The following is a 23,329-nucleotide window of genomic DNA, read 5'->3' as shown; positions in this document are numbered from 1 at the left end:
CAAGCATAAAATATATTTGAATATTTACAAGACAAGATTGAACTATAATTCTACTACAAAAAGAGCGAAATATCCATTTATCAACTGCTTTTACAGACTTCAATATCTGCTATTTCATAGGAGACGTTTATAAATGTAATACAGGTAACGTATACTTGCAGACTTCAACTTCTGCTATTTCATTCATATAACTACTAGTTCCGTAATATTATCCACACTCTTACAGACTTCAAAATCTACTATTTCATCTCTTTCAGAAACTTCAGTGCATTTGTGGCATGCTTGTAAGTTCTTATTTGTGAGCTATGCACATACACTACCTTGCCTGTTTTATCTACTATATAAGTAACTCTACCGGGCAAATATCCTAATAAATTAGATGGTACCCTGAACATCTTACGTACTTTATTTCCTTCATCACATAGTAGCGTATAGAGAAGGGCATTTTCTGTAGCAAACTCCTTATGACTATCAACCGACTCTCTGCCAATGCCAATAACCATTGCATCGGCCGCTTTAAATGCATCGAGGTTTTCCTGGAATGCCCAAACCTCACGTAAAGTATTAGGTCCAGCGTCTGAATTATAGAAGAAGATAACCAAATAATATTTTCCTATCACAGAGTCGATAGCCAAAGTATTGCCATTCTGATCCTTCAGCGAGAAAGAAGGAAGTCGACTTCCTACGCCTATTTTAGATTTCTCAACTTCTGTTTCTTTTGTATGAGTAAAACCACTAAAATCAAAATAGAAAACAAGCGTAATTAAAATGAGAACCAGATAAGTTCTATAGTAATTTCTGAACTTCTTATATTTAGGGTGATCAACACTATGGCTTCCTATAAGCCCTCTAAGCTCGTCAGTAAGCAGCGGTTTGATATTGATAGTCCAACTATCAGTCTGGTACACAATTTTCCTGAATTTACTCCGGTAAGTAAGTAATGGCAATCCCAGTGCTATGAAAAGAATCAGCCAGAAATTATCTAAAAGTAGCATTATCATATTATCAGAATTTATAGGTTGTCAAATTATGAAAAATTCACTCCATTGGCCTACTATTATAACAGATTAAATATTAAAATGTTGATAGCACAAAATTATTCCCCTCTGATTTTTATTTTATGGAGAATAGATTTCAATTATTGACGAATGAATTCTGCTTATTGCAGAATAATTAGATATGTAAATAAGTACAATTACATGGAATATCCTCTCAACCCATTGTATTCAGAATTATTCGTTTTACTTTTGAGTAACAAATAACATAATTACATAAGATGAAACCATTAATAAAAACAGTTCCGGCCCTTTTGGGAGGTCTGTCATTTTTCACTGCTGCACATGCACAGCAAGAGAGTAAACGTCCGAATATCATTTTTATTCTGGCAGATGATATGGGTTACGGCGACTTGGCTTGCTACGGAAACAAGGTTGTAAAGACACCAAACATAGACAAACTGGCCAGTGATGGTATCCGATTCACAAACTGCTATGCAGGATCGGCCATCAGTTCACCTTCCAGATGTTCGCTCCTTACTGGCAAGCATACAGGGCATACCACCATCAGAGATAACTTCTGCAAGGCTGGAGGGCTTCCCGGATTAAAAGGAACCACTCCTATCCGCAGAATGCATCTGCTTCCTAACGACACTACTATTGCTACTGTATTAGGTTCTGCAGGTTACAGAACTTGCCTGGTAAACAAATGGCATCAGGATGGGTTTAATCCCGGAGCCGGACCGCTGGATCGTGGTTTCGATGAATTCTATGGCTGGTTAATCAGTACAGAGAACTCTAATACGCCTTATTATTATCCTGCTCTGCGTTTCTACAACCGCGATCTGAAAGTTATCCCGGAGAACGAAAACAACAAACGAGGCATACACGACAGCGATCTGTCTGTAAATGAATCTATCGATTTTATAGATCGTAATAAAAATAATCCATTCTTCCTGTATCTGGCTTTTGACGTTCCTCATGAACCTTATTTTATCAATAGTTTGGAGCCTTATACAAATTCATCTTTATCGGATACCGGTAAATTGTATGCTAGTCTGATTACTCACACCGACGAAGCAATAGGTCGGTTAATTGATCATCTGGACAAAACAGGCTTGCGTGACAACACGATTATTATTTTTGCATCAGATAACGGAGGTGCAGTGATGGCTCCTCTTGAAGAACTGAATTGCAATGCCGGATTCCGTGGACGAAAAGGTATCTTGTACGAAGGTGGCATTAAAGTGCCATTCATCGTTAATTGTCCGAAGCACATTAAAGGTGGACAAACAATGAAGAATCTTATCTACTTCCCGGATGTAATGCCTACCCTTGCCGATTATGCACATGCAAAGCTCCCTCAGCATATCGATGGAGTAAGTATCAAAGCCTTACTTGATGGAAAGAAACAAGATACCGACAACAGAGTATTCTATTGGGAATTCCCTGGAAATCAGGTTGCTGTACGTAAAGGTGACTGGAAGATTGTATCTGTAAAAAAAGGTACTAAGCTTGAGCTGTATAACATCACAAAAGATCCTTATGAGAAAACTAATCTTGCCGAGAAGTATCCTGAGGTATTAAAAGATCTTGAAAAAGAAATTAAGAAATCGCATGTAGCTTCTCCTAACTGGCCTCTTGAAGGAGAATAAAACAAGTTACTTGAAATAAAAGCAAAAGGCTGTCTGATTAAACCAGACAGCCTTTTGTTATATATAAAACTGAATAAACTAGAAACCACTCAAATTTAATCGTCCTCCGGTAACACATTTACCTGAAAGAGATGGTGTAGGTATAGTACTGTTCAGAATAGCATTGATAGTTTCTGATACAGAAGCTCCCGGATGGGATGCCATATATAACACAACAGCACCGGTTACATGAGGTGCAGCCATGGAAGTACCACTCTCAAGAGCATAACTTGAATAAACATTACCCTTTGATTTAAGAGGTACACAAGACATGATATCAGATCCCGGAGCAGCAAGATCTACCGACTTTGGTCCGTAATTTGAGAAACTGGATAAAGCTCCGGTATTTGTAATGGATGCAACAGAGATTATATTGCTGTTACTATATGCTGCAGGATAGCTAGCCAGTAATCCGTCATCATTGAAACCATCATTACCAGCTGCTGCAACGAATATAATTCCGGCTGAGTTAGCTCTCTCTATCGCATCATATAAAGCCTGAGAATATCCACTTCCGCTCCATGAGTTATTGGTTGCTACAATATTCACACCTGCTTTTTTCAGTTCCGTAAAATAATCGATTGCTTTGATAGCATCGGCAGTAGTACCTCCTTTTCTGCCCATGAATTTACCGCTCAACAGCTTTACATTCCAGCATACACCGGCCACACCTACTCCATTATTGCCTGAAGCACCGATTATACCTGCCACATGAGTACCGTGATCATCTAATGCAGCATCAAAGACTTTATTGTTATTTCCTGCGAAATTCCAGCCATATACATCGTCTACATAACCATTTCCATCATCATCTATTCTGTTGCCTGCTATTTCTCCTGGATTTGTTCCTGCATTTGCAGCCAAATCTTCGTGCGTATACATGTATCCTTCATCGATAACGCCTACGTATATATCACCGGAACCTGTGTGACCTGCGGCCCAAGCACTTGCAGCATCACAACCAAACTCATTCGCCGGTGAGGTAGACGGCCCATACATGCCCCAAAGCGTACCATCGGCAAAATAAGCATCATTAGCAGTCTCATCAATTGTATAGATGTAATTAGGTTCTGCATATTCAACAGCATCCAGCTTCTTCAAGAGTCCAACAGCTTCCTGCACATTCTTTGAAGTTTTAACCAAAGTAACACCATCTTTATCACCATTACGTTTCATAGCACGAGTCAGAATCTTCTCGGCCACAACTCCGTTTACATTACTTAGAGCGCTATCTCTTGCTGCAGATGATGAATTACTTTTAAATTTCACAATAACCTCGTTAGCCACAAAAAGTGAATCGGACGAACTACTGGATACAGCACGTGTTTGAACTCCTGTTCCCGTTTGAGAATTGATCACAGTCAATGATTCTTCATCCGAACAACCTGTAGTAAGAACAACCGTTGATCCCAGTAAAATGATAGCTGAAAAGATAGGATTAGCAAGGCACTTTTTCATAATTCTTTTTTTAATTACTTTATGCATCAATAAATTACAAATCACAAAAAAATGGCAGAACATTCTGATTTTGAAGAACAACTGTCAATTAGATTACGAAGATAGAATTTTATTTTAATAAAATTGATTGTATTTTAATTAAAATAGTGTTCTATTTTAACTGTAAGTTCAACTAATTTTAATAAAAATTATACGATAGAAGTACAGAGAAAGAAATTGTCCTGTGAAACATTGGTTCTTCCTTACTTTTGGTGAAAGCGAACTGTTTCAAATGCCTCTCCAATCAATATCCTACATGTTTCTTGATAAGCCATTTATTGAATCTGACAAAAAAGTCTGCTAAACACAATGATTTAGAGGTTCAATATAATATCTTGCACCAAAAGTGACGAAGAACCCCAAAAGTAGATTAGGCCTCTGATAATTAAATCTCAGAGGGAAAAGACTATGCTTTGATTTTCTAATGAATACAAATTGATTCGAATTCTTAGATAAAGCTCTATCCTCAAATAAAGTTCTATTCTCAAATAAAGTACAAATAAATAAAATGGTGTTGCTCTATTTTATTAGGACAATCCCTTATATACTTATTTAAAAATTGACCTCTTACAATTATTCGGACAGGCTATCCAAAAAATTCAATAGAATAACTCTTAATTTGTAATCAACAACTTCACTAATAATTTAAGCGCTCTTTAAGTCTTTAATTATAAAGGGTAAAACAGAGCTCTACTCTACTTTTTAGGACAACCTCTTATTGCTTATTTTTGTAATGAGGCTATCCCAAAAGTCAAATAGCAATTTCAAGCTTTTAATTTGCATGTAACAACTTAATAATAAATAAACGCTCTTTGAGACCTTATTTACAAAGGGTAAAAGGAGTTTTCTATTTATTGAGGTACAAATTATAACTTTGATTGATTCTATTTTTACTTTTCGAACAGCCTCATTTCTCGAAATCTGCACATTGCTTATATATAACTAATAAATCCAGTTATGGCATTACAGATACCTTATCTAGTGCCTACACTATTGCTTATATATAGCTAACAAATACGTAATTTATATAGCAACTATTTATTTATCAATTCATTAACTATAAGCTATCACCAAAATCTTCTTTAAACTTAGCCATCAGTTTCTGTGGCCAATCAGACGTTGGTTCTAATTTACCCATGAAGAAACGTAGCACTGGTGGTTCCTCAATAAATCTAAGTCCACCAATCAGATGACGGTTCTGATAGAGCCATGCCATACGATCTTCTACATATTTTAATTGAGACAATGTAAACACACGACGTGGTACAGCCAGGCGAAGCAACTCCATATTAGCTAAAGGCTCAACACCATTTTCATCACGTTGATTGGATAACGTACCACGTTCCATACCTCTTACTCCTGATATTAAGAAAAAGGCTGCTGCCAATGCTCCCGCAGGATATTGATTTTGTGGTATATGAGAGCATATTTGCATGGCATCTACATGGGCTCCAAGAACTCCGGCAGGCTTAACCATCGGCACTCCCTTTGCATCCAGTGAATCTACAAGATACTTAATAAATATAGGACTCTGACTTACAATCGTTTCATCCCAAACCTCGTACAGACCTACTGCCATTGCTTCAACTTCACGAATAGACATACCACCGTAAGTCAGGAAGCCTTCGTACAGAGGTACAAAAACCTGAAGTTTCTTATAAACATCCGTATTATTGGTGCATATACCTCCACCTCTTGAACAGCTAAGCTTGCGTGCAGAGAAGTAACAAATATCAGACAAGCCAGTCATTAGTTTAACAACAGTTGCCATATCAGAATTCTTAAATTCTTCTTCACGTTGAATTATCAAGTAAGCATTTTCGCCCATCAAACTAGCATCAAGGACAAGCAGCAGACCATATTTATCGGCTATAGCACGTACATCACGAAGATTCTGCATAGAGAAAGGCTGTCCACCAATTAAATTAGTTGAAGCTTCCATACGGATAAAAGGAACATTTTCAGGACCATAAGACTGTATAACTTCCTCCAGCTTTTCAAGATTCATATTCCCCTTGAATGGATGATCAGAGTTTATTACGTAAGCTTCATCATAAAGCAATTCAGCTATTTGTCCTCCTCTTAGAGTTATGTGCGCCATTGCTGTTGTGAAGTGATAGTTCATTGGAATAATACTGCCTTTCTGCACATAAGCCTCTGACAGAATATTTTCGGCAGCACGTCCCTGGTGAACTGGTAAGAGATACTTTTTGTCCAGAACATCCTCGACTGCTTTTTGCAATCGTTCAAAACTTTGAGAACCGGCATAAGCATCATCAGCACGTAGCATTGCCGACACCTGATTATCACTCATAGCATTTGTTCCCGAGTCGGTCAACATATCGAGAAAAACATCTCTTGTACTAAGTTTAAAAGTGTTGAATCCTCCTTCATAAAGAGCTTCCATACGGCGTTCCACCGGAACCAGATTGAGTTTTTGAACAATGCGCACTTTGTGCAATTCCAATGGAATATTTTCCCCGCTGTAGAATTTAATTTCCTGCATAATAATAAAAAAATGTGTTTACTGTATAGATATTTATTTAAAGCCAAGCATAAAAAAATTGCGTACTCTCCGGTCAACAAAGCACGCAATTCAAAAAATAAGGAGTGTCGTTTAGATACACTTTTAAAGTACTACGTTCGCAAATATATGCATTATATACTAAAAACAAAATAAAATGCAAGTAAATTCATCAAAAATAAGTTTTTTATCTATTATTTGGAATAATTATAACAATAATATCCATAATCGTATCAAAATGGAGGTTATATCATGTTTTGTATATACAAGATTAAAAAGAAACTGAAAGATTACAAACAGTTCCAAAGGTTATATCATATTTCGTATACAAATGAATCCCAATCATTTCGAGAATGATAGAGTTCACTCCTTCAACTATTTATAGAATGCAAAAAGCACTTAGGAAACTAGTCTTGAAATTTATCTTTCACTAATTCCTGTTATTTATACCAGGAGACTAACTTTTAACTAAAATGATTGATATAAAACCAAATTAATATTGTTTATTTACAGTAGACTAAACTATAGAAATCCAAAGTAATAGATTTGCTATTTTATAAATTAGATACACTTTGGTCATAAAATTACATCTTATTATAAGAGATTCAGTAGTAATAGAAGATTCACAAAGAATTGAATCATAAACTAGACATAACTGTATTTTTAAACAGAGATATTTGTTTTAAGCGCAAAACAAAAGGATCGCCAAGGTAATACTTTCAGAGGATTGAAGTTGCTCTGAAAAGGTATTACTTTAATCAGAAAATGGGTTGTTCAGAGAATTGAACAACCCATTTTTATGTTTATGTTATAGAAAACTGTAATGCTTATTCTGGATTAGTTAAGATATGACTCCCTACGTAGTACCACTTATAACAATATCTGTCAGGATTGTTATTGTAGCAAAATGTCCTGCATATACATATTCACTAAAAAAATAAGAAATCAGATTAAGAGAAGAGATAACATCAATTATACCTTCCTACTCTTTAAGTAATTAAACAACCTTTGCGTCATCTCATCATTTTCATGCAAAGAAATGCCGGTATAGTCACAAACCTGATTCATTGAAGGTAACCATCTTGTAAGAAAGCAGTCTCTTAGCTTTGGCTGATTGAGCTCTTTATCAGCTTCCGGAGAGAGAAAAGGAATCAACTGACTTTTAAATATGAGCAACAAGCCATCTCCAGTCGTTGATAAAAAATAAAACCAGAAAGGGAATTGCTCATCAAGTTTGCAAATATAATTTCTAACTTCGGGTACCTCCCACAATTTATTCTCATTAACATTGAATCCTTCAAAAGAAATATCAACTTTTTCCTTAAAATAAAGTGCAGTTTTCTTATCATCCAACAGCTTAGAAAGCGTATTTAAAGCATTAGTAATGTCCAACTGCAATACTTCATTCTTTGTAATAACGATATTCAGAGATTCAGCCCCGACATTCATCATTTCAGGTAAGTTGATTGTCTTTTGTTCCATAGAGATTAATTGATAAGGATATAATAAATTTGAAATACGAATATAAATATATTATTTAAACTTAACACCTTCTGTTATGATATTTTTTACTTTCTATACAATTATAAAACTAATCCTGTTTTAAATAAAAAATGGCAAGATAGGATCGTCCATCTTGCCATTTCCTGTACTTTCGGAAGTACTATTTATCATCAAATAAATATTTACCGCCTTTTTTCATCCAATTTCTTCCTTTGGTAAACATCTCACTTTCATGATGCGGAGTGTTATCCTTATGAGTATTTGTATTCTCGAATTTGTCCTTCTCAATCTTCTTCATTTCACGAATAACCCAGAGCAGGTCAGTCCACGACTCCTTATTATAATGCAGATAAACCTTCAGAGCTTCACATTTCACTATGGACGTTACTCTGCATCCAAAGTGTTTGTAGAACTGGTCCATATCTACTATTTCCTTTCTAACCATAGTACTTGCCGATTCCATAACACCTAAATAATGGAAAAGTTCCAGCTGTTTTGTTTCTTCCTCTTTCGTAGAAGGATTCTCTACAAAATCATATTCCCCGAAGTGTAAATCGCGATAAATCTCAAAGTACTTATCTTCATCCAGCATATTTCTAAGCTCAAGAATAGCCTTCATACCATCAATGTCATTCTTTTTGCGATGCTCTCCCAGGAATTTAGACAGACTATAGCTTACTATAAACAAAGCAGATGTAGAAAATAGCATAACAGACAATTTGCTATACACAGCTCCTGCTCCAAACCAAAAATAGATCGTTTTTAGCAAGGCATGATTGGCACCGCTACTTCCTAATAACTTGAATGCCACAATTGCGCCTAGCAGAAATATGATAAAGACAAACAATACCAGATTAATGAACCATATTAAATCCTTAAACAGATCCGTGTTTTTCATTTTTTCCCGAAGGCTCTTTGGAAAAACATAATAGTTTCTGATAAAGAAATCGTGCTGTTTCTTATAGATATGTTTTGAAAAACTTATTATAGCAATAATAACTATCGTCCCCAATAATACACTAAACATAATAAAAAATTCTGTTTTTCTCTGCTGTCCTCACCGCAGAGAGTTATCAATAAAAACGTAAGGACAATCAATTGAGCGTTTATTTAGCTGATATACAGTAAAATAATCACAAATTTACGTTTTCAGTTCTTATATCAAATTCATTAATAAAATTTAGACTACAAACTTACATAATAATCTCGATTTATAAGCGTGCCATATAAAAATATGGCTTTTATTTATAGACTACAAATATAAAGAATTTAGTTTGTTTTAGGCAATTCCAATTGAGAAAGAAACACCACACACATTAGTCAGAAGCCATTTGGGTTTCAGCAGGCTTGCCAGGAACACTATGCCTATCCTTCATAATGAATCCTCTTATTTATTTGGAGTTCACTAGGCTGACCGGAGATACTGTATCCAACTCTATTCAATGGGACCTCTTATATATTTCGTGTTCACCAGGCTTGTCGGATATACTTCTCTGCTTACTCAGCGTTCTTCGTATTCTTACTGTTCTTTTTTCGCCTTCTATAAGATTTAAAGCCCATAACAAGGAATACAGATACAAGAATAATTACCCACAGATTAGCAATGAATGTAATAACCTGAAGAAATACCTGCCATCCATTCTTTAGCGCATCCCAAAAGTCTCCGAAGAAAGTATTCGATTTAACCGCATTTTTATAGAAAGAAACTTTGAGCGTGCTATAATTGACCCTATCATTCAGATATTTCATATGCCCTTCAATAGACTCAATATCAGCTTGTAAGTCGGTGAGTTGTGCTTGTACAGCAAGAAGATCTTTCAAGTCTTTGGCTTTATTTAGCAAGATCATCAGCTTAGCTTCAGAAGCCTTTTTAATTTTCAGGCGAGTCTGAGTATCAATATAATCTTCAGTAACATCTCTAATTTCTGTTGATTTTCTATCCAGCCTTTTAACGTCTGCATTATCAATGATATAAGTCATCAAGCTATCGTATTTATCTGCCGGTACACGGATTGTTAAGTCGCTCCCTTTATTTGACTCGTTACTATATTTTTCGTCATTCGAGATATACGCATCAAACTTCTTAACTGCACTTTTAATAAACGCATCAGTCTTATCTATATCATTCGTCTGGAAATTAAGATTCCCGTCCTTAATCAATTTCTTATCAACAGTATTTATGGAATTATCCGACTCTTCTTCAGCAAGTTTACTAAGAGTAGTAACTTCGGTCATTTTTTCACTTTCTTTAGCACCACATCCAGTTAAGAGAAACATAGATAAGAATATAAAACAGAGTGTTTTTTTCATAGTTAGAAATTTAAATGGTCTATTATTTAATCAACAAAGCAAATTCAATTATGTAAATATAATGACAAAATATTTATTAACAAAACATTTACCGATATAAATTCCACCTCAGATAAACGCAGTATAAAGAATACACATCACACTTTGATTAGGAGTATAAAAAAAGCTGTGTTGGCAAATTAATGAATAACTTCGCCAACACAGCCTAATTTTAAATTACAAGGCCCTACTTATCCGAATACAAGCCGATGGTATTTCCTTCACTATCTATAAAAGTTGAGAAGAAACCCCTTCCCTCCGCCTCTATTTTAGTTTTAGGAATAACAATCTTTCCTCCATTTGCCAGAATAAGAGCGTGAGTAGCCTCCATATCATCACAATTAAGGCTTACCAGTACGCCATTTTCAGAAGGAAGGAAACCAGGTGCATAAGAAATAGCACCGGGACATACCCCCTCTTCCTCAGGAAAACAAGCCATCTTCTCATTCTCACAATCGTAAACAGAAGTCTTCACATCAAGGATTGTTTCATAAAATTTCACGGCTCTGCCAAAGTCTGCTGCAGGAATCTCGAAAAACACAAGTAACTTTTTCATAATCTCTAATTTTGTTTGTTATTAATTGACTCTGCAAAAATAGAGCGGATAATCATCGTAGAATTGTAAATAAAAGACATTATAAAGGATCAGAGAAATAATCTGAATAAGGATCACAAACAAGCAGATATTCCTTTGGCGTATATCCCGAGAAAGCTTTAAACTCCTTAATAAGATGCGCCTGGTCATAGAATCCACATTCATACGCCAATTGGGTAAAATTCTCAGTAGCAGAGTTTTGAAGCAGGTACAACGCCCGTTGCAGACGAACAATGCGAATAAACTCTTTCGGCATCGAACCAACATATTCAGCAAAGACCCTGTTTAATTGTTTGTCGCTCAAACAAGCAATTTGCGACAAATCCGTAACACTTATCATTGGTTGCTCGTTGATACCTTTTACAACAGCATCAATCCTCTTCATGTTATATTCATCAAAAGAATGCAGACGATTCAGAAGATAGCTCTCAATCATGTAGATGCACTGATTATCATCCACCGTGCCTGCACCCGCTTTTTTAAATCATTCAGTGCGGGGTCTCCAATGTCTTCTAAAGCAATATTCTTTTCATGAAACTCGTACATAGACATTGGGAAAAAGGCTTTTAAAGCATAAGGTTGGAAAACAACCACTATCATGTTTATCTTTCCGGTAGAAGTAACATCGGTATAAAATTTAGTCTGTCCGCTGATAAAAGACCGAGGTTGCAGATCATTTTCGAACGATGAAAACAGCCTACTCCCCCTGTGAAACACAAGACTCATGCACCCGGTAGAGATAGTACGCTCCGTCACCACCGAATCGCCCTCCGTTTCCAGCACCCAATAGTACTTCACAAAGGGAGCCAGTAGAAGAGAAGGATTTATAACATTGAATTTTTCCATGTTTTGCAGAAATACATTTCAGTGCAAAGATACAGCTGAGTCTGCTACCAAAATAGTAAAAAAGAGACATCCTGACAGATGCATCAAAAAGAACCGGCACAATTATTCTTTCCCAAGAGCCAATAAGCCATCGGGTTGATGATACTTCCCTGAAAGAAACAAAGAGAATTATTCTTTTCCAAAAGCCAAAAAGCTATCGAGTTGATCATAATTCCCTGTAAGAAACAAAGTGAATTATTCTCTCCCAAGCATCCTTTTGATAAGAGCAATTTTATCTTTCCTCTCTACAGAGTAAGTATCACTCTGCTCGTCGAGATAACTTAAAAAGAACAACGCTTTCTCAAGCAGATTATTTTTCAGTGCATCATCCGTTTTCAGCAGAGCATCCTGATAGAACAGTTCCGAAATCATTTCTATCATCATAGGCAAGTCCTGCTCTTCACATCTTTCCCTCAGAAAGCCTAATATCGTCATCACATCATATCCATAGAAGAAAGCAGAATCTGCCTGAAAATAAGAACCATACAAATCGCTGACACAGTTCTCCTGGTCAGATGGATTATCCAGGCTTTTCTTTCCATGAATGGCTTTATCCAATGCCTGAAAAAACTCCTGAATCAATTTCATAAAGTAATCTTCTTCGTACATAATTTACATGTTAAATATTAGTATGATAGTCAGAGCCAAAATAACAGAGCCTATTACCGATGGAATCAGAACAGATTCAGTTCTATACTTCGTAGCTTTACCCACATATTTACCCCAAAAGATACTATAAAAAGGTATCGATCCCAGAATATTGACAATATTCAGCAAAGATATTCTCATATCAAACTGCATTAAAACTGGGTATGCTATTGCTCCATAAAGAATGGTGTAAATAGCAACAACAGCTTGCCCATGCTTGTTATTCAGCTTTCTGAGATTGAGAAACATCAGCACCCCTCCAAAGAAGACAGAGCAAAAAACCGTAAAAGCATATATTGCGAACCTTGAATAAAGTAAAGGAGCCTCTTGATCGGTCGTTATATTATAATTCCACTCACCAAAAAAGCCTAATGGATTTCTAGTACCAGTTTTTGCCTTTCTTGGCTGCAGATTATCTCCTTCTCTCAATTCTTGTGATTCCATTTTTATTCTTTTTGAGGCCTTTTCTAATGGTTATGGTTAATGGTTATAATGCTAGTAATATTGTAATTTCATTAGATAATGGCATTCTTATAGAGATTCATTTTGTAAATATAATGACATTATTTTTATTGACAAAACAATACCCAATTAAATATATCTTCTTACCACTTTAACTAACATTTCACTATGTATAGTTTTAAATGCTACATATCTAATTAATGAGCGCAAAGCAATAAAAATAGGCGAAAATGGTGCACTTCTGAGATTTCTAGGCGCAAATTCATTCGAGTTAATCAACAGCTTTCTTCTTAGCAAGAAAGTTTGCGATAGCAGTTGAATAAACAACAGCAATCAGTCCAACAAGAATTCTTATTCCTGAGGATATCAAAGTACTTTTATTTTGTGTACTCATCTGCAAACTTTGAACATAGTTCCATATTTTATAGATAAAATCCGGGAAAGCCCATACAATGATAATCAATCCCATCAGCACCAGAGCAATTTCATAAACCGACTTCCTGCTTACCGTAAAAGGAACGTCTTGTTCAAAGTCAGACGATTTGCATATCATTCTTACAATCATATCCGTTTTGAAAATAAAACAGAGATCGAGTAGAATCATAACGATAAACACAAAGAAAGAAACTCCTGCATAAAGCATATTATCCGAGGATAGGTTCTCACTAAAAATCATAGCAGAAAGGTAAGCAAAGCTTCCTACCATGAGCTGGATAATAGTAACAAGAAAGTATATTCCTAGAATCTTAATGGCAATTTCATAGATATCAGACTTTTTCATAATATGGTTATGTTTTTAGTTATTTGATTTTAATTGAAGTGCTAAACTCCTTTTATTACTCATAATTAGCCAACAGCTTGTTGGCCAATTGGAATATCTAAACATATTTCACTAACATCTTTAATACGATTACTAGCATCCTTAACACTTTCACTAACACTCTCGACTCTTATCTAACTACCTTGTACTTTATCAGAACCTAAGCCAAACACTTTTCTCTTTTATTCTCTATGGTCGCAAATTGTGACCTTAGAGAATGATACTTTCTATCAATTCGTGATCAAAGCACCCTTTGGTTATGAACTTTGTATTTAGAAATCGTTTCAGCTATATCGTTAGCTATATCGGTTTTGGACGTAATATCCTTATTATTAATATTATCTATATCGTAAACCACATTAAAGCGCTAATAGTTAGCATAATTTATTCAAAACCTCATCCATTTCTGATGCTTGAAGATTACAACTTCAGGATGTATAAACTATATCAACACTTAAGTTATCCCAATAATTGGTATTCTATATACTAGACAAGCGGTATCCCTCTTCACTAACATTAGCGGAGAGGGATTTGCTTTTTTATTTAAAATTCAGTTTATCGATTATTCTTCATAAAGATTTAATAAGCGAAAAACAAGTTTAGATATACTTAAGAATCTCCTCAACCAGAAGAAACACTCTTGTAGACGACTCTTCTTTTGCCGGATTAACTGATAAGGATTTCTCTACCGCAGGATGATCATCAGTATATCTCTCATATATTTTACGAGCTCTTTTTATTGCTAAATCAACTCTCCTTTCAGCATATCTTTTATCTATTCCACATAAAATTGCAAAAAAGTTTTTATCAATCAATTTAGAATTATCAGAATCATAGTACGCTCCTAGCGGAGTAATATACTTATTTATCTTATCCCCATAATCATTCCTATGCAGTGGCCCACCTTGGTGATCTTCAAAGTGCAAAAGCAACCAATACTCAAAAGCCTGATTGGAATAAGCAACCTTTAAGTTACTCTTTCGAGCATTCTCTATTGCCGCATTAAAACTTTGATTCGGGAAATCATCTTTATCAAAAACACACCACACCTCATCATACTTATCTTTCCTGCTTAACAATATAGCACGTTCCACCAAGCTTTCCGTGTTATATCCCTCTCCCACAGGATGCACCGTTGCAGTAGCAAGTCTGAATTGCCTGAAGTAAGAAGGTTCTGTGTTTTCGCCTTCACACACAATCAATATCTTCTTCTTTTTCGGAATAGATGGCATGCTGCGATTCAAAGAAGGAGTCTTTCTCATTCTTTCTTTATGAGCCATCCTCTCCTTCTCCTGCTCAGCAGTTTTATTTTTCATTCTCATGATTCAGTGTTTTGTCGATCCTCACATTTATAAAATCATCCAGATAGGGCACACCACCGTAAATACCATTAATATAATTTTGCTCAAACTGCTCATCCTTCCTGATTCCTTTAATGTCAGACAACGAATAAAGCTTACTCTCGCCATACATATTTTTATCCACAAACCAAATTTGATCTCTACGTAATAGTTTGCTATCCAATAAGTTCGAATTATGCGTATTAAATATCAATTGAGCATTATTTGGATTTGCTTCTTTCGAATTAAACAGAGAGATTAGCCGAGTCACCAAGTTAGGATGCAAGCGCGAATCAAGCTCATCAACGACAAGCGTATATCCGTTCATTAATGATTCTAAAATAGGACCGGTCAGGTAAAAGAACTTCTGAGTTCCATGAGATTCATCCTTTCTCATTAAAAAATCCCGGGAATCCGCTGGAGCATGCTCAGCATCATAAACCTGATGTTTAGTGAATAAATTCTGCGACTGAATATCATTGATAATCATTTCCTTAATATCCTGAGGAACTTTATCTGAATCGTCAAAATCAGTTTTTATTTCTCTTCTGCTAACATCCATTATTCCCAGATCGGCAAAGTTCAGGAATTCCATCACCCTCTTTTTATAGTCAGAATCCACCAACTTTGATAATATCATACCCTTGTAGCCAGCCTCATTAAGCCCTGAAATAATTTTCAAGTTCTCCTTAAAGTAAGTCACCACCTCAATACCCAGTTCATCATTAAACTGAGCAAGAGTAGTAATAAACAGCGCATTATTTCTTACCAGATTTGCATTAATAATCAATTGCCATGCAGCAAATTTCTTTTTATCAAAAGAGACTACGCCATCCTCACCCCTATAGAAAAGTTCATATTCCCTTTTCTTCTCTTGCACGTACAACCATTCAGTAACCACTTTTTTCCTGGTAACCTCAAAGCCATAGCGATAAAGCTTTTCGCCAATTAAGAACATCAGTTCAAAGCTACTGGGCGCAAGTTCACTTTCAGTATTCAGTCTAAACGGATCAGTATCTATCTCCTCCGAAGAAGCAGCATCTTTCGATGAGTTTACCACAAAATAGCGCATAAAGGCAAATGCATCAATCAGCTTTGTCTTTCCGCTGGCATTTGCTCCATATACTACAGCATTCTTTAATAAGCGCAATGAAGGACTTTCAATATGAGCCACGTTTTCATCTTCGCGCGTCTTCTTATCGTAATTAGTGGCAACAAAACTAAAAATAGTTTCGTCTTTAAACACCTTGTAATTACAAACCGAGAACCTGATAATCATAATCGTTTTTGTTAGTTTCTCACAAATATATAAACAATAAACAAATTAGGCGCCTAAAAATATTAATTATTTGTGGATTTTTCACAAAAACAGCAAAAAAACAAACTTTTAAAACAAGTTCAAAGTTACGGTTCATCAAATCAACGCTAAAGACTTATTCCCCTCCAAACCCACTAATAAACGTATCAAAGAAACCCTTTATCTTATTCAGAATACGTTCGCTTACCTTTTTCCGTTCTAGCAGAGTTGGTTTATCACCATCAATCAGATTTAGGATTTCGTCTCGTAATGGTTCCCTTTGCGAGAACAGATACTCAGATATCACCTTCTCTACCTTTTCGTTCGACAAGTTCTCTTCACTGCACAACCTGCCGAAAGCTTCCAGTTGTTCAGCACTCCAGAATCGTTCAAATTCGTCGGGAATATCGTCCACGTCTTCAATAGCAGGTAAATTCTCCTGAATAAACTTTTCTATCAGTTCACGCTTGCTTCTCAGTTGCGTTTCGCCGGCAATCAAGTCGATAATCTCCTTCTTCCTCTTCTCTCTATCCTTCTCCGGACCATCATTCAGTTTAGCCAGCAGTTTAAGGATATAAGCCACATTTATTTCGTCACGGTGAATCAGTTCCAGTTCAAAGTCCACATCATCAAGGATAGAGACCTTTTCCTTCTGATGGTCGGTCTTCACCTTATCGTAGAGGTCAAGATACTTGCTCTTGTAATCATCGAAAAGCTGTTCGTTCATTGACAGATCATCAAAACTAAAATCGGTAAAGGTGGAGAGAACATTTTTCAGTCGCATCAGCTCCCGGAATGCTTTAATAAAGTCCAACTCCTCGTTCTCATCCTTCAGTTGAGTAACACTGTTTACGGTAGGTGCAATCTGTAGCAAGCCGATAAAAGCCTCACTGAATTTCTTTACATAATCCTCGTAAGGCTGCATCAGGATCACATCCTTTGCATCCTTATTGCTGAACAATGCAATAGCTTCATCCGTGGCTTCTTTCAAGTTGCGGAACACCACAATGTTTCCCTGCGATTTCTGTTCATTGAGAATACGGTTAGTGCGCGAGTAAGCCTGTATCAACCCATGATACTTCAGGTTCTTATCTACATACAGCGTATTTAGAGTCTTACTATCAAAACCGGTAAGGAACATATTGACTACAAGTAATATATCAATCTGTCGTTCCTTAACCCTTTTAGAAATATCGTTGTAGTAATTATAAAAGGATACACTATCTTTGGTAGAAAAGTTCGTAGCAAACATTCTGTTATAATCACCAATATACTCATCCAGTTTTTCCCTGGTGTGCACATGCAAACCATACAAAGCCCTGGGCTCTTCTACAACCGAAAGCTCCTCAGGGAAGAATCCGTTGGCATCCTTATCATCCTCATTGGCAGCATAACTAAAAATCGTTGCTATGCGTAAGTTATGCTCACCCGCCTCCTTCCTTTTTTGGAATATATCGTAATACCTTATCAGCGTCTCCACACTGTTTACACAAAACATAGCCGTAAACTCCCTGCTATATGTTTTGCGGTTATGATTAGCCAGAATGTAATCAGCAATCTTTTCCAACCTCTTTGGCGATTCCATCAGCTCCTTAGTGTCAATATCCTCCACCTCAATATCAATATTGGTGTTGCTACCCTCTTTTGCTTTGTAACGCCCCACGTACTCAACCGAGAACTTCAGTACATTCTCATCTTTAATAGCATCCGTAATAACATACCTATGCAAACATTCGTCGAACAGCTCGTCAGTAGTTCGCTTACCCAGCTCGTTACTTATCGCATTCTTTGCGAATATTGGCGTACCGGTAAACCCAAACAGCTGAATGTTATTGAAATAGTTTTTAATCCGTATATGCGTATCGCCAAACTGACTGCGATGACATTCGTCGAAAATAAACACAATACGTTCATCCTTCAGCAACTCCATTTTCTTCTGGTGATATTGCTTGCTGATGGCAGTGTTCAGCTTCTGAATAGTGGTAACAATAAGTTTCGTATCATCCGTAAACTGCTGCACCAACTTATTGGTATTGTCCGTTCCGTCAATACTTCCCTTGCTGAAACTGTTGAACTCCTTTGTAGTCTGATAATCGAGATCTTTTCTATCCACCACAAAAACCACCTTCCTCACCTGAGGCATATTCATCAAAATCTGACTAGCCTTGAAGGAAGTAAGCGTTTTTCCGCTACCGGTAGTGTGCCATATATACCCATTCTTCACAGAGTTCTGTACCCTGTCAATCAACGCTTCCACGGCAAAATACTGATACGGCCTAAGCACCATCAGTACTTTGGCAGCCTCACTCAGCACAATGTATTTGCAAATCATTTTAGATATGTGGCAAGTGTCGAGGAATGCGAAAGCAAACTTATCCAGCTGTGTAATCAGCTTGTTATTCTTATCACTCCAGTAAAACGTCTGCTTAAACGACTGATTTTTGTTATTAGCGTAATACTTCGTGTTTACCCCGTTGCTGATAACAAATATCTGCACATACTGAAACAGTCCGACAGACGAACCAAACGAGTGTCGCTGATAACGGTTTATCTGATTAAACGCCTCTTTCAGCTCAATCCCCCTGCGCTTCAGTTCAATCTGCACCAAAGGCAATCCGTTAATGAGCAGCGTTACATCATACCGGTTCTTATACTTCCCCTCCATGGCAACCTGCCGAGTAACCTGAAACAAGTTCTGGCACCAGTTATCCTGATTGATAAATTCAAAATAAAGACTTTCGCCATTCTCCCTGAAGATATGCTGTTTCTCTCGCAGCGTCTTCGCTTTGTCGAACACCGAGCCTTTGCTCAGGATGTTCAGTACGCGGTCGAATTCCTTATCTGTAAGTTCAATATCATTGTGTTTCTCCAACTGAGTCTTTAAATTGGCCAGCAGTTCTTTCTCGTTGCTCACCGGCACATACGTATAGCCCAGCAGTTGAAGCTGAGCCACCAGATTGTTTTCTAACAGTTGTTCGGGTTGTGTATTCATTGTAAACTAAGGCAGTTTTTATACTGATAGCATTTCAAGACTTTTTATAGTAGCTTCATTTGCTATTTTCAGAATAATATTCTCATTTCTTTTTAAATTCGTCAATAAGGCAGGTGTTAGCGTTGAGTTTCTAAAAGGAATATTTATCAATTTAGGGAAACCAGCAATTAAGTACGATATGTTCTTTTTAGTTATAATCCCTTTGCTTTTATAATAAGAATAAGTTGCCAGAAGCTGATCTTTCGCTTTAGGCAAATTGTTTACTGCATTTTTACGCTCACAATATTTCAGTTCCAGAAAAAGTATCCAGGAAGAATTAGTTGCAACAGATGGAAAAGTAACGCATTCACATTGAGTTTGCGTTTTGCCGCCTTCATCTACAAAACTGTAATTATCAAATATTACAGAATCTATTTTAATCGGCGAAGGATTGTGCAAACAAAAAAACTCTATATCAGCTGGTAACTCAGTATTAACTTCAACCGATCTTTTAATCTCCTCGTCTTTTGTCTGATCTGTATAATCAGCTATATAAATATCTTGTGAATATGTGCTTATTTTGTGTCTAGGAAAAACCTTTTTAATCTCTGTCTTTATCATCCCCGTAATAATTTAGCATTTTATAGAAGTCGTCCATTACCTCCTTCATATTCTCATCAAAATAATTATCACTTATCAAACCATCTTCTCCCTGAATAGTATTATTTCTGCTCTCAGCTGTAGTTCTAAGTTCACCATCCTTTATTTCCCAAACGGATACAAGTTCAGGATTAATCCAAGAGTTTCGGCACGAAACCTCATTCTTTTCAGCTTCCGGCATTTTATCCTTTACCAGATATCCCATCATGCAATTATTTAGTGCATACAGGATATATGGGCTGTGGGTGGTTATAAATAATTTATGATCATCATTGCTATTTATAGCTTTAACCATATAGTACAACAAATCTCGCTGAGCTGAAGGGAAAAGGTTTTGTTCCGGTTCTTCAATATAAAAACGGCAAGACTTAGTATTGGTGAGATTATCTATAATAGTATTAAATTCTTTTTCAGATTCATCATTTTCAAATTTTTTCCATTCACTAATAAAACCATTCTTAAATTCTATTTGTCCAACTACTCGTCTCCTCCTACTACTAGAGAAATTCTTAAGTATATATATTAGCTCCATCAATTCAGTTTTCTGCTGTAATCTCTTAAAATTAGATATATCATCTATTTTATCAAAAGCATAAATCATATTATCAAGCAAAACATTCATTGGGATAATGGATTGCAAACCACTTGATGTATCGGTAAACTCAAGAGTTGTATCTGAATTTACAATTACATAATCTTTATTACTACTTTTATCAAAATAATATTTTACATCGCCAATTATTGTGCTCAAAGGTAATTCTTTAGAATAGAGCTGACGAGCAGTTCCCCAGTCAGACATAAAACTCAAGATATTGTTATCCACAAATTTCACATCAAACCAGTTAGGTATAGCTGCTACCATATTTCTTTCAGCAGAAACATAGGAAATCTTAACTCGCTTATAAGCAAATCGGTCTGTCCATTCAAACTGAGGCTTTCCATGTTGATGAGAATATTTAAACTTTACAATTGTCGATTCAAACTCAATATAAGTTTCAGGTTGTATATATCCTTTCAACTTGTGAAACCGTACTAGCTCATTAATAAAGACATTTTCTTCCTCAAAGAATCCAAAAGACTGATCCAATGAAACTTTCTTTTCAACCCACGAACAGTAACAAGCAATCTTATTAATCGTACTCTTCCCGCTACTTTGTGGTCCCATAATGATATTAACTTTGTTAAGTTCAATATCAACGTGTTTAATCGGACCTACATTCTTTATTATTAAGTGTGCCATAATTTTCTTTTTGAATTCTATTACTTTTTCACTTCTGCAACCAATATCTCCACCCATTCCCTAAACCGGGGACATCTGTCAAGCATACTGTTAATCCCCACTTCCAAAGCAATTAAGTTACCTTCCAGCACTTTATCGTAATCGGGGTTTATTTTCAATAATCTTTTCGATGGAGCCGTCTCAGGCGAAGAGTTTATATCTTCCGGATTTTCATAGTCATCAACTATCAACTTTGTTTGCTTATGAACGTGCTCTTCACAATACCCTTCAAAACCTTTGTTGGAAGAGAATAATAAAGCTTCAAACTCATGGAGCTGGATGTATGGGATAAATCTTGTATCACTAATTGATTCGAACATAGCTTGTTCTAAAGATTCCACTTTATCGTTGTCGCAATTTAAGCGCATACTATCTTCATATTTAGGAACAGAAGTCGGGATTCTGAAAAAATCAACAAATGTACTGACTATAATATCTTTCTCTGAACTCAGTAAACGTGTTACATCATTTTTCAAATGTTCGTAATTTACAAATCCACCTTTACCCGTTTTACTAGTATGGATAAGGATGGGAGTTATATTATAAATATCCTGACTTTGAAAATAGGGTGCTAATGTTTGAGAAACAAATTCCTGTTCCGTTTGTCCTTCAACAATAATATAGAGCCTTCTCATTACGGCTGTCCTCCAATAAGATTTTTCTCCCAGAGGTCGCCAATGGAATAATCATTCAGCCACGCAGTCAAGTCGTCATAAGCTAAACGCGTAAAAGTAGAAGTTCGGTCTTTTCTGTCAACCACCACAACATCTTCCGCATCAAAGTTGTTTACTAATCCCTGAGACTGTGTAGACACAATAACCTGATGACTTTTGGATACACTCTTTAGCATTGCAGCCAGTTTATTAATGGCAAAAGGATGCAAACCAAGTTCAGGTTCATCAATAATGATAGTAACCGGTGGTTCAGGCTGTAAAAGCAATGTAGCCAAAGCTATGAAACGTAGCGTACCGTCAGAGAAGCTATACCCATTGAGGTACATATCACTCCCCTTCTCTTTCCATTCCAACTGAATCTGATTCTTATTAATCCTGTCAGGAGTTAAATCGAAACGATCAAAGAATGGAGCTATAGAGCGAATCACTCCTTCTATCTTTTTAAAAGACAAAGGATGTTCCTGAGACAGATAATATAAATAAGCAGCAAGATTAGAACCATCCTCCCGCAGATATTGATTGTCAGATACATTACAAAATTTCTTCATGGGAGAAGTCTTACTTGTATCATGGAAATGATATATAATAAAGCTCTGAAGATAGTTCTTTAAGTATTTCGCTCTAAATTCATAATGGTTCTTTATTTCGGATTCATCTACTGCGCTATCCCACTTTTTTTTATGCCAGATACTATAATTCTTATCTTTATGAGTTCCGTTATTAAAGAGATCGCCCGCTATTTCAATAAATCCTTTGTTTGCCTGGGTTGGCTTTATGGTAAAGAAAAAAGCATTTGTATTATCAAAATCAATTAATCCATTAATTGCATCTGAGTTTTTCCGTCCGAAGTATAATAGGTTATCTATACCTCCCTTTTCAATAGTATAGCTACCCAATCTCTGATTATACATAGCATTTACCATTTCAAAGAATGATATAAAATTACTCTTCCCCACACCATTTGAACCAATAAGAACATTCAGTCCTCTCAGTTCCAACTCCAAGTGTTGAATGGATTTATAATTGTGAATTTCAATTTTCTCTATCATACTTATAACTTAATTTCTTCTAACTAGATTCATATATATGCAAAGATAATATAATCTAACTAAATCACTCATCCTATTCACTTCAAT

At 36.0% G+C, this 23,329-nt stretch carries 18 protein-coding genes and 1 pseudogene; 1 reads left to right on the top strand and 18 read right to left on the bottom strand.

Annotated features, from left to right (window positions below; all coding sequences use genetic code 11):
* Positions 1-239 precede the first annotated feature (239 nt).
* Positions 240-1,001, bottom strand: a complete 762-nt coding sequence (locus BUC21_RS16205; RefSeq protein WP_083547517.1) for a peroxiredoxin — start codon at positions 999-1,001, stop codon at positions 240-242.
* Between the two features lie 275 nt (positions 1,002-1,276).
* Here BUC21_RS16205 and BUC21_RS00505 point away from each other — a divergent pair, with 275 nt between their 5' ends.
* Positions 1,277-2,650 carry a sulfatase-like hydrolase/transferase gene (locus tag BUC21_RS00505; RefSeq protein WP_073398570.1) on the top strand — a complete coding sequence of 458 codons (1,374 nt, stop codon included), beginning with the start codon at positions 1,277-1,279 and terminating at the stop codon, positions 2,648-2,650.
* Positions 2,651-2,728: 78 nt separating this feature from the next.
* Here the strand turns inward: BUC21_RS00505 and BUC21_RS00500 are convergent, their stop codons facing one another.
* The 17 genes and pseudogenes from BUC21_RS00500 to BUC21_RS00420 form a co-directional block, all read right to left on the bottom strand.
* The gene (locus tag BUC21_RS00500) at positions 2,729-4,147 is read right to left on the bottom strand and encodes a S8 family peptidase (RefSeq protein WP_073398805.1); all 1,419 of its coding nucleotides are present in this window, start codon (positions 4,145-4,147) and stop codon (positions 2,729-2,731) included.
* Positions 4,148-5,243: 1,096 nt separating this feature from the next.
* Complete coding sequence (locus tag BUC21_RS00495) at positions 5,244-6,692, bottom strand: tryptophanase (protein WP_073398569.1); 1,449 nt, start codon at positions 6,690-6,692, stop codon at positions 5,244-5,246.
* A 990-nt stretch (positions 6,693-7,682) separates the two neighbouring features.
* Positions 7,683-8,192 (bottom strand): chlororespiratory reduction 6 domain-containing protein, encoded by a 510-nt coding sequence (locus tag BUC21_RS00490; protein WP_073398568.1) that lies wholly within the window; start codon positions 8,190-8,192, stop codon positions 7,683-7,685.
* 181 nt (positions 8,193-8,373) lie between these two features.
* Entirely contained in the window at positions 8,374-9,111 is a 738-nt protein-coding gene (locus tag BUC21_RS00485; protein ID WP_139261169.1) for a hypothetical protein, read from the bottom strand.
* A gap of 599 nt (positions 9,112-9,710) precedes the next feature.
* Entirely contained in the window at positions 9,711-10,523 is an 813-nt protein-coding gene (locus BUC21_RS00480) for a DUF4349 domain-containing protein (RefSeq protein ID WP_073398566.1), read from the bottom strand.
* A gap of 226 nt (positions 10,524-10,749) precedes the next feature.
* Positions 10,750-11,118, bottom strand: a complete 369-nt coding sequence (locus tag BUC21_RS00475; RefSeq protein ID WP_073398565.1) for a VOC family protein — start codon at positions 11,116-11,118, stop codon at positions 10,750-10,752.
* Between the two features lie 79 nt (positions 11,119-11,197).
* A pseudogene (locus BUC21_RS00470) lies at positions 11,198-12,003 on the bottom strand (AraC family transcriptional regulator).
* 234 nt (positions 12,004-12,237) lie between these two features.
* Positions 12,238-12,651, bottom strand: coding sequence for a hypothetical protein (locus BUC21_RS00465; RefSeq protein WP_073398564.1), 414 nt, complete (start codon positions 12,649-12,651; stop codon positions 12,238-12,240).
* Between the two features lie 3 nt (positions 12,652-12,654).
* A complete protein-coding gene (locus BUC21_RS00460; RefSeq protein WP_073398563.1) occupies positions 12,655-13,134 on the bottom strand; it encodes a hypothetical protein in 480 nt (159 codons plus the stop codon).
* 289 nt (positions 13,135-13,423) lie between these two features.
* Complete coding sequence (locus tag BUC21_RS00455; protein ID WP_073398562.1) at positions 13,424-13,933, bottom strand: hypothetical protein; 510 nt, start codon at positions 13,931-13,933, stop codon at positions 13,424-13,426.
* Positions 13,934-14,571: 638 nt separating this feature from the next.
* Positions 14,572-15,288: an RloB family protein gene (locus tag BUC21_RS00450; RefSeq protein ID WP_217653495.1), complete on the bottom strand. Its 717-nt coding sequence runs from the start codon at positions 15,286-15,288 to the stop codon at positions 14,572-14,574.
* Entirely contained in the window at positions 15,278-16,591 is a 1,314-nt protein-coding gene (locus BUC21_RS00445; RefSeq protein WP_073398560.1) for an AAA family ATPase, read from the bottom strand. The genes BUC21_RS00450 and BUC21_RS00445 overlap by 11 nt, the downstream gene beginning before the upstream one ends.
* Positions 16,592-16,745: 154 nt before the next feature.
* Positions 16,746-19,601: a type I restriction endonuclease subunit R gene (locus BUC21_RS00440; RefSeq protein WP_073398559.1), complete on the bottom strand. Its 2,856-nt coding sequence runs from the start codon at positions 19,599-19,601 to the stop codon at positions 16,746-16,748.
* Between the two features lie 18 nt (positions 19,602-19,619).
* Entirely contained in the window at positions 19,620-20,201 is a 582-nt protein-coding gene (locus tag BUC21_RS00435; protein WP_073398558.1) for a hypothetical protein, read from the bottom strand.
* Positions 20,182-21,480, bottom strand: coding sequence for an AAA family ATPase (locus tag BUC21_RS00430; protein ID WP_073398557.1), 1,299 nt, complete (start codon positions 21,478-21,480; stop codon positions 20,182-20,184). Before BUC21_RS00430 ends, BUC21_RS00435 begins: the two co-directional genes overlap by 20 nt.
* 20 nt (positions 21,481-21,500) lie before the next feature.
* Positions 21,501-22,154, bottom strand: coding sequence for a DUF4276 family protein (locus BUC21_RS00425; protein WP_073398556.1), 654 nt, complete (start codon positions 22,152-22,154; stop codon positions 21,501-21,503).
* Entirely contained in the window at positions 22,154-23,242 is a 1,089-nt protein-coding gene (locus BUC21_RS00420) for an AAA family ATPase (protein WP_073398555.1), read from the bottom strand. Before BUC21_RS00420 ends, BUC21_RS00425 begins: the two co-directional genes overlap by 1 nt.
* Between the last annotated feature and the right edge of the window lie 87 nt (positions 23,243-23,329).

This window comes from Bacteroides luti, assembly GCF_900128905.1.
Classification (GTDB): domain Bacteria; phylum Bacteroidota; class Bacteroidia; order Bacteroidales; family Bacteroidaceae; genus Bacteroides; species Bacteroides luti.
The sequence above is the reverse complement of the archived record's forward strand: the minus strand, read 5'-3'. Positions and strand labels throughout refer to the sequence as shown.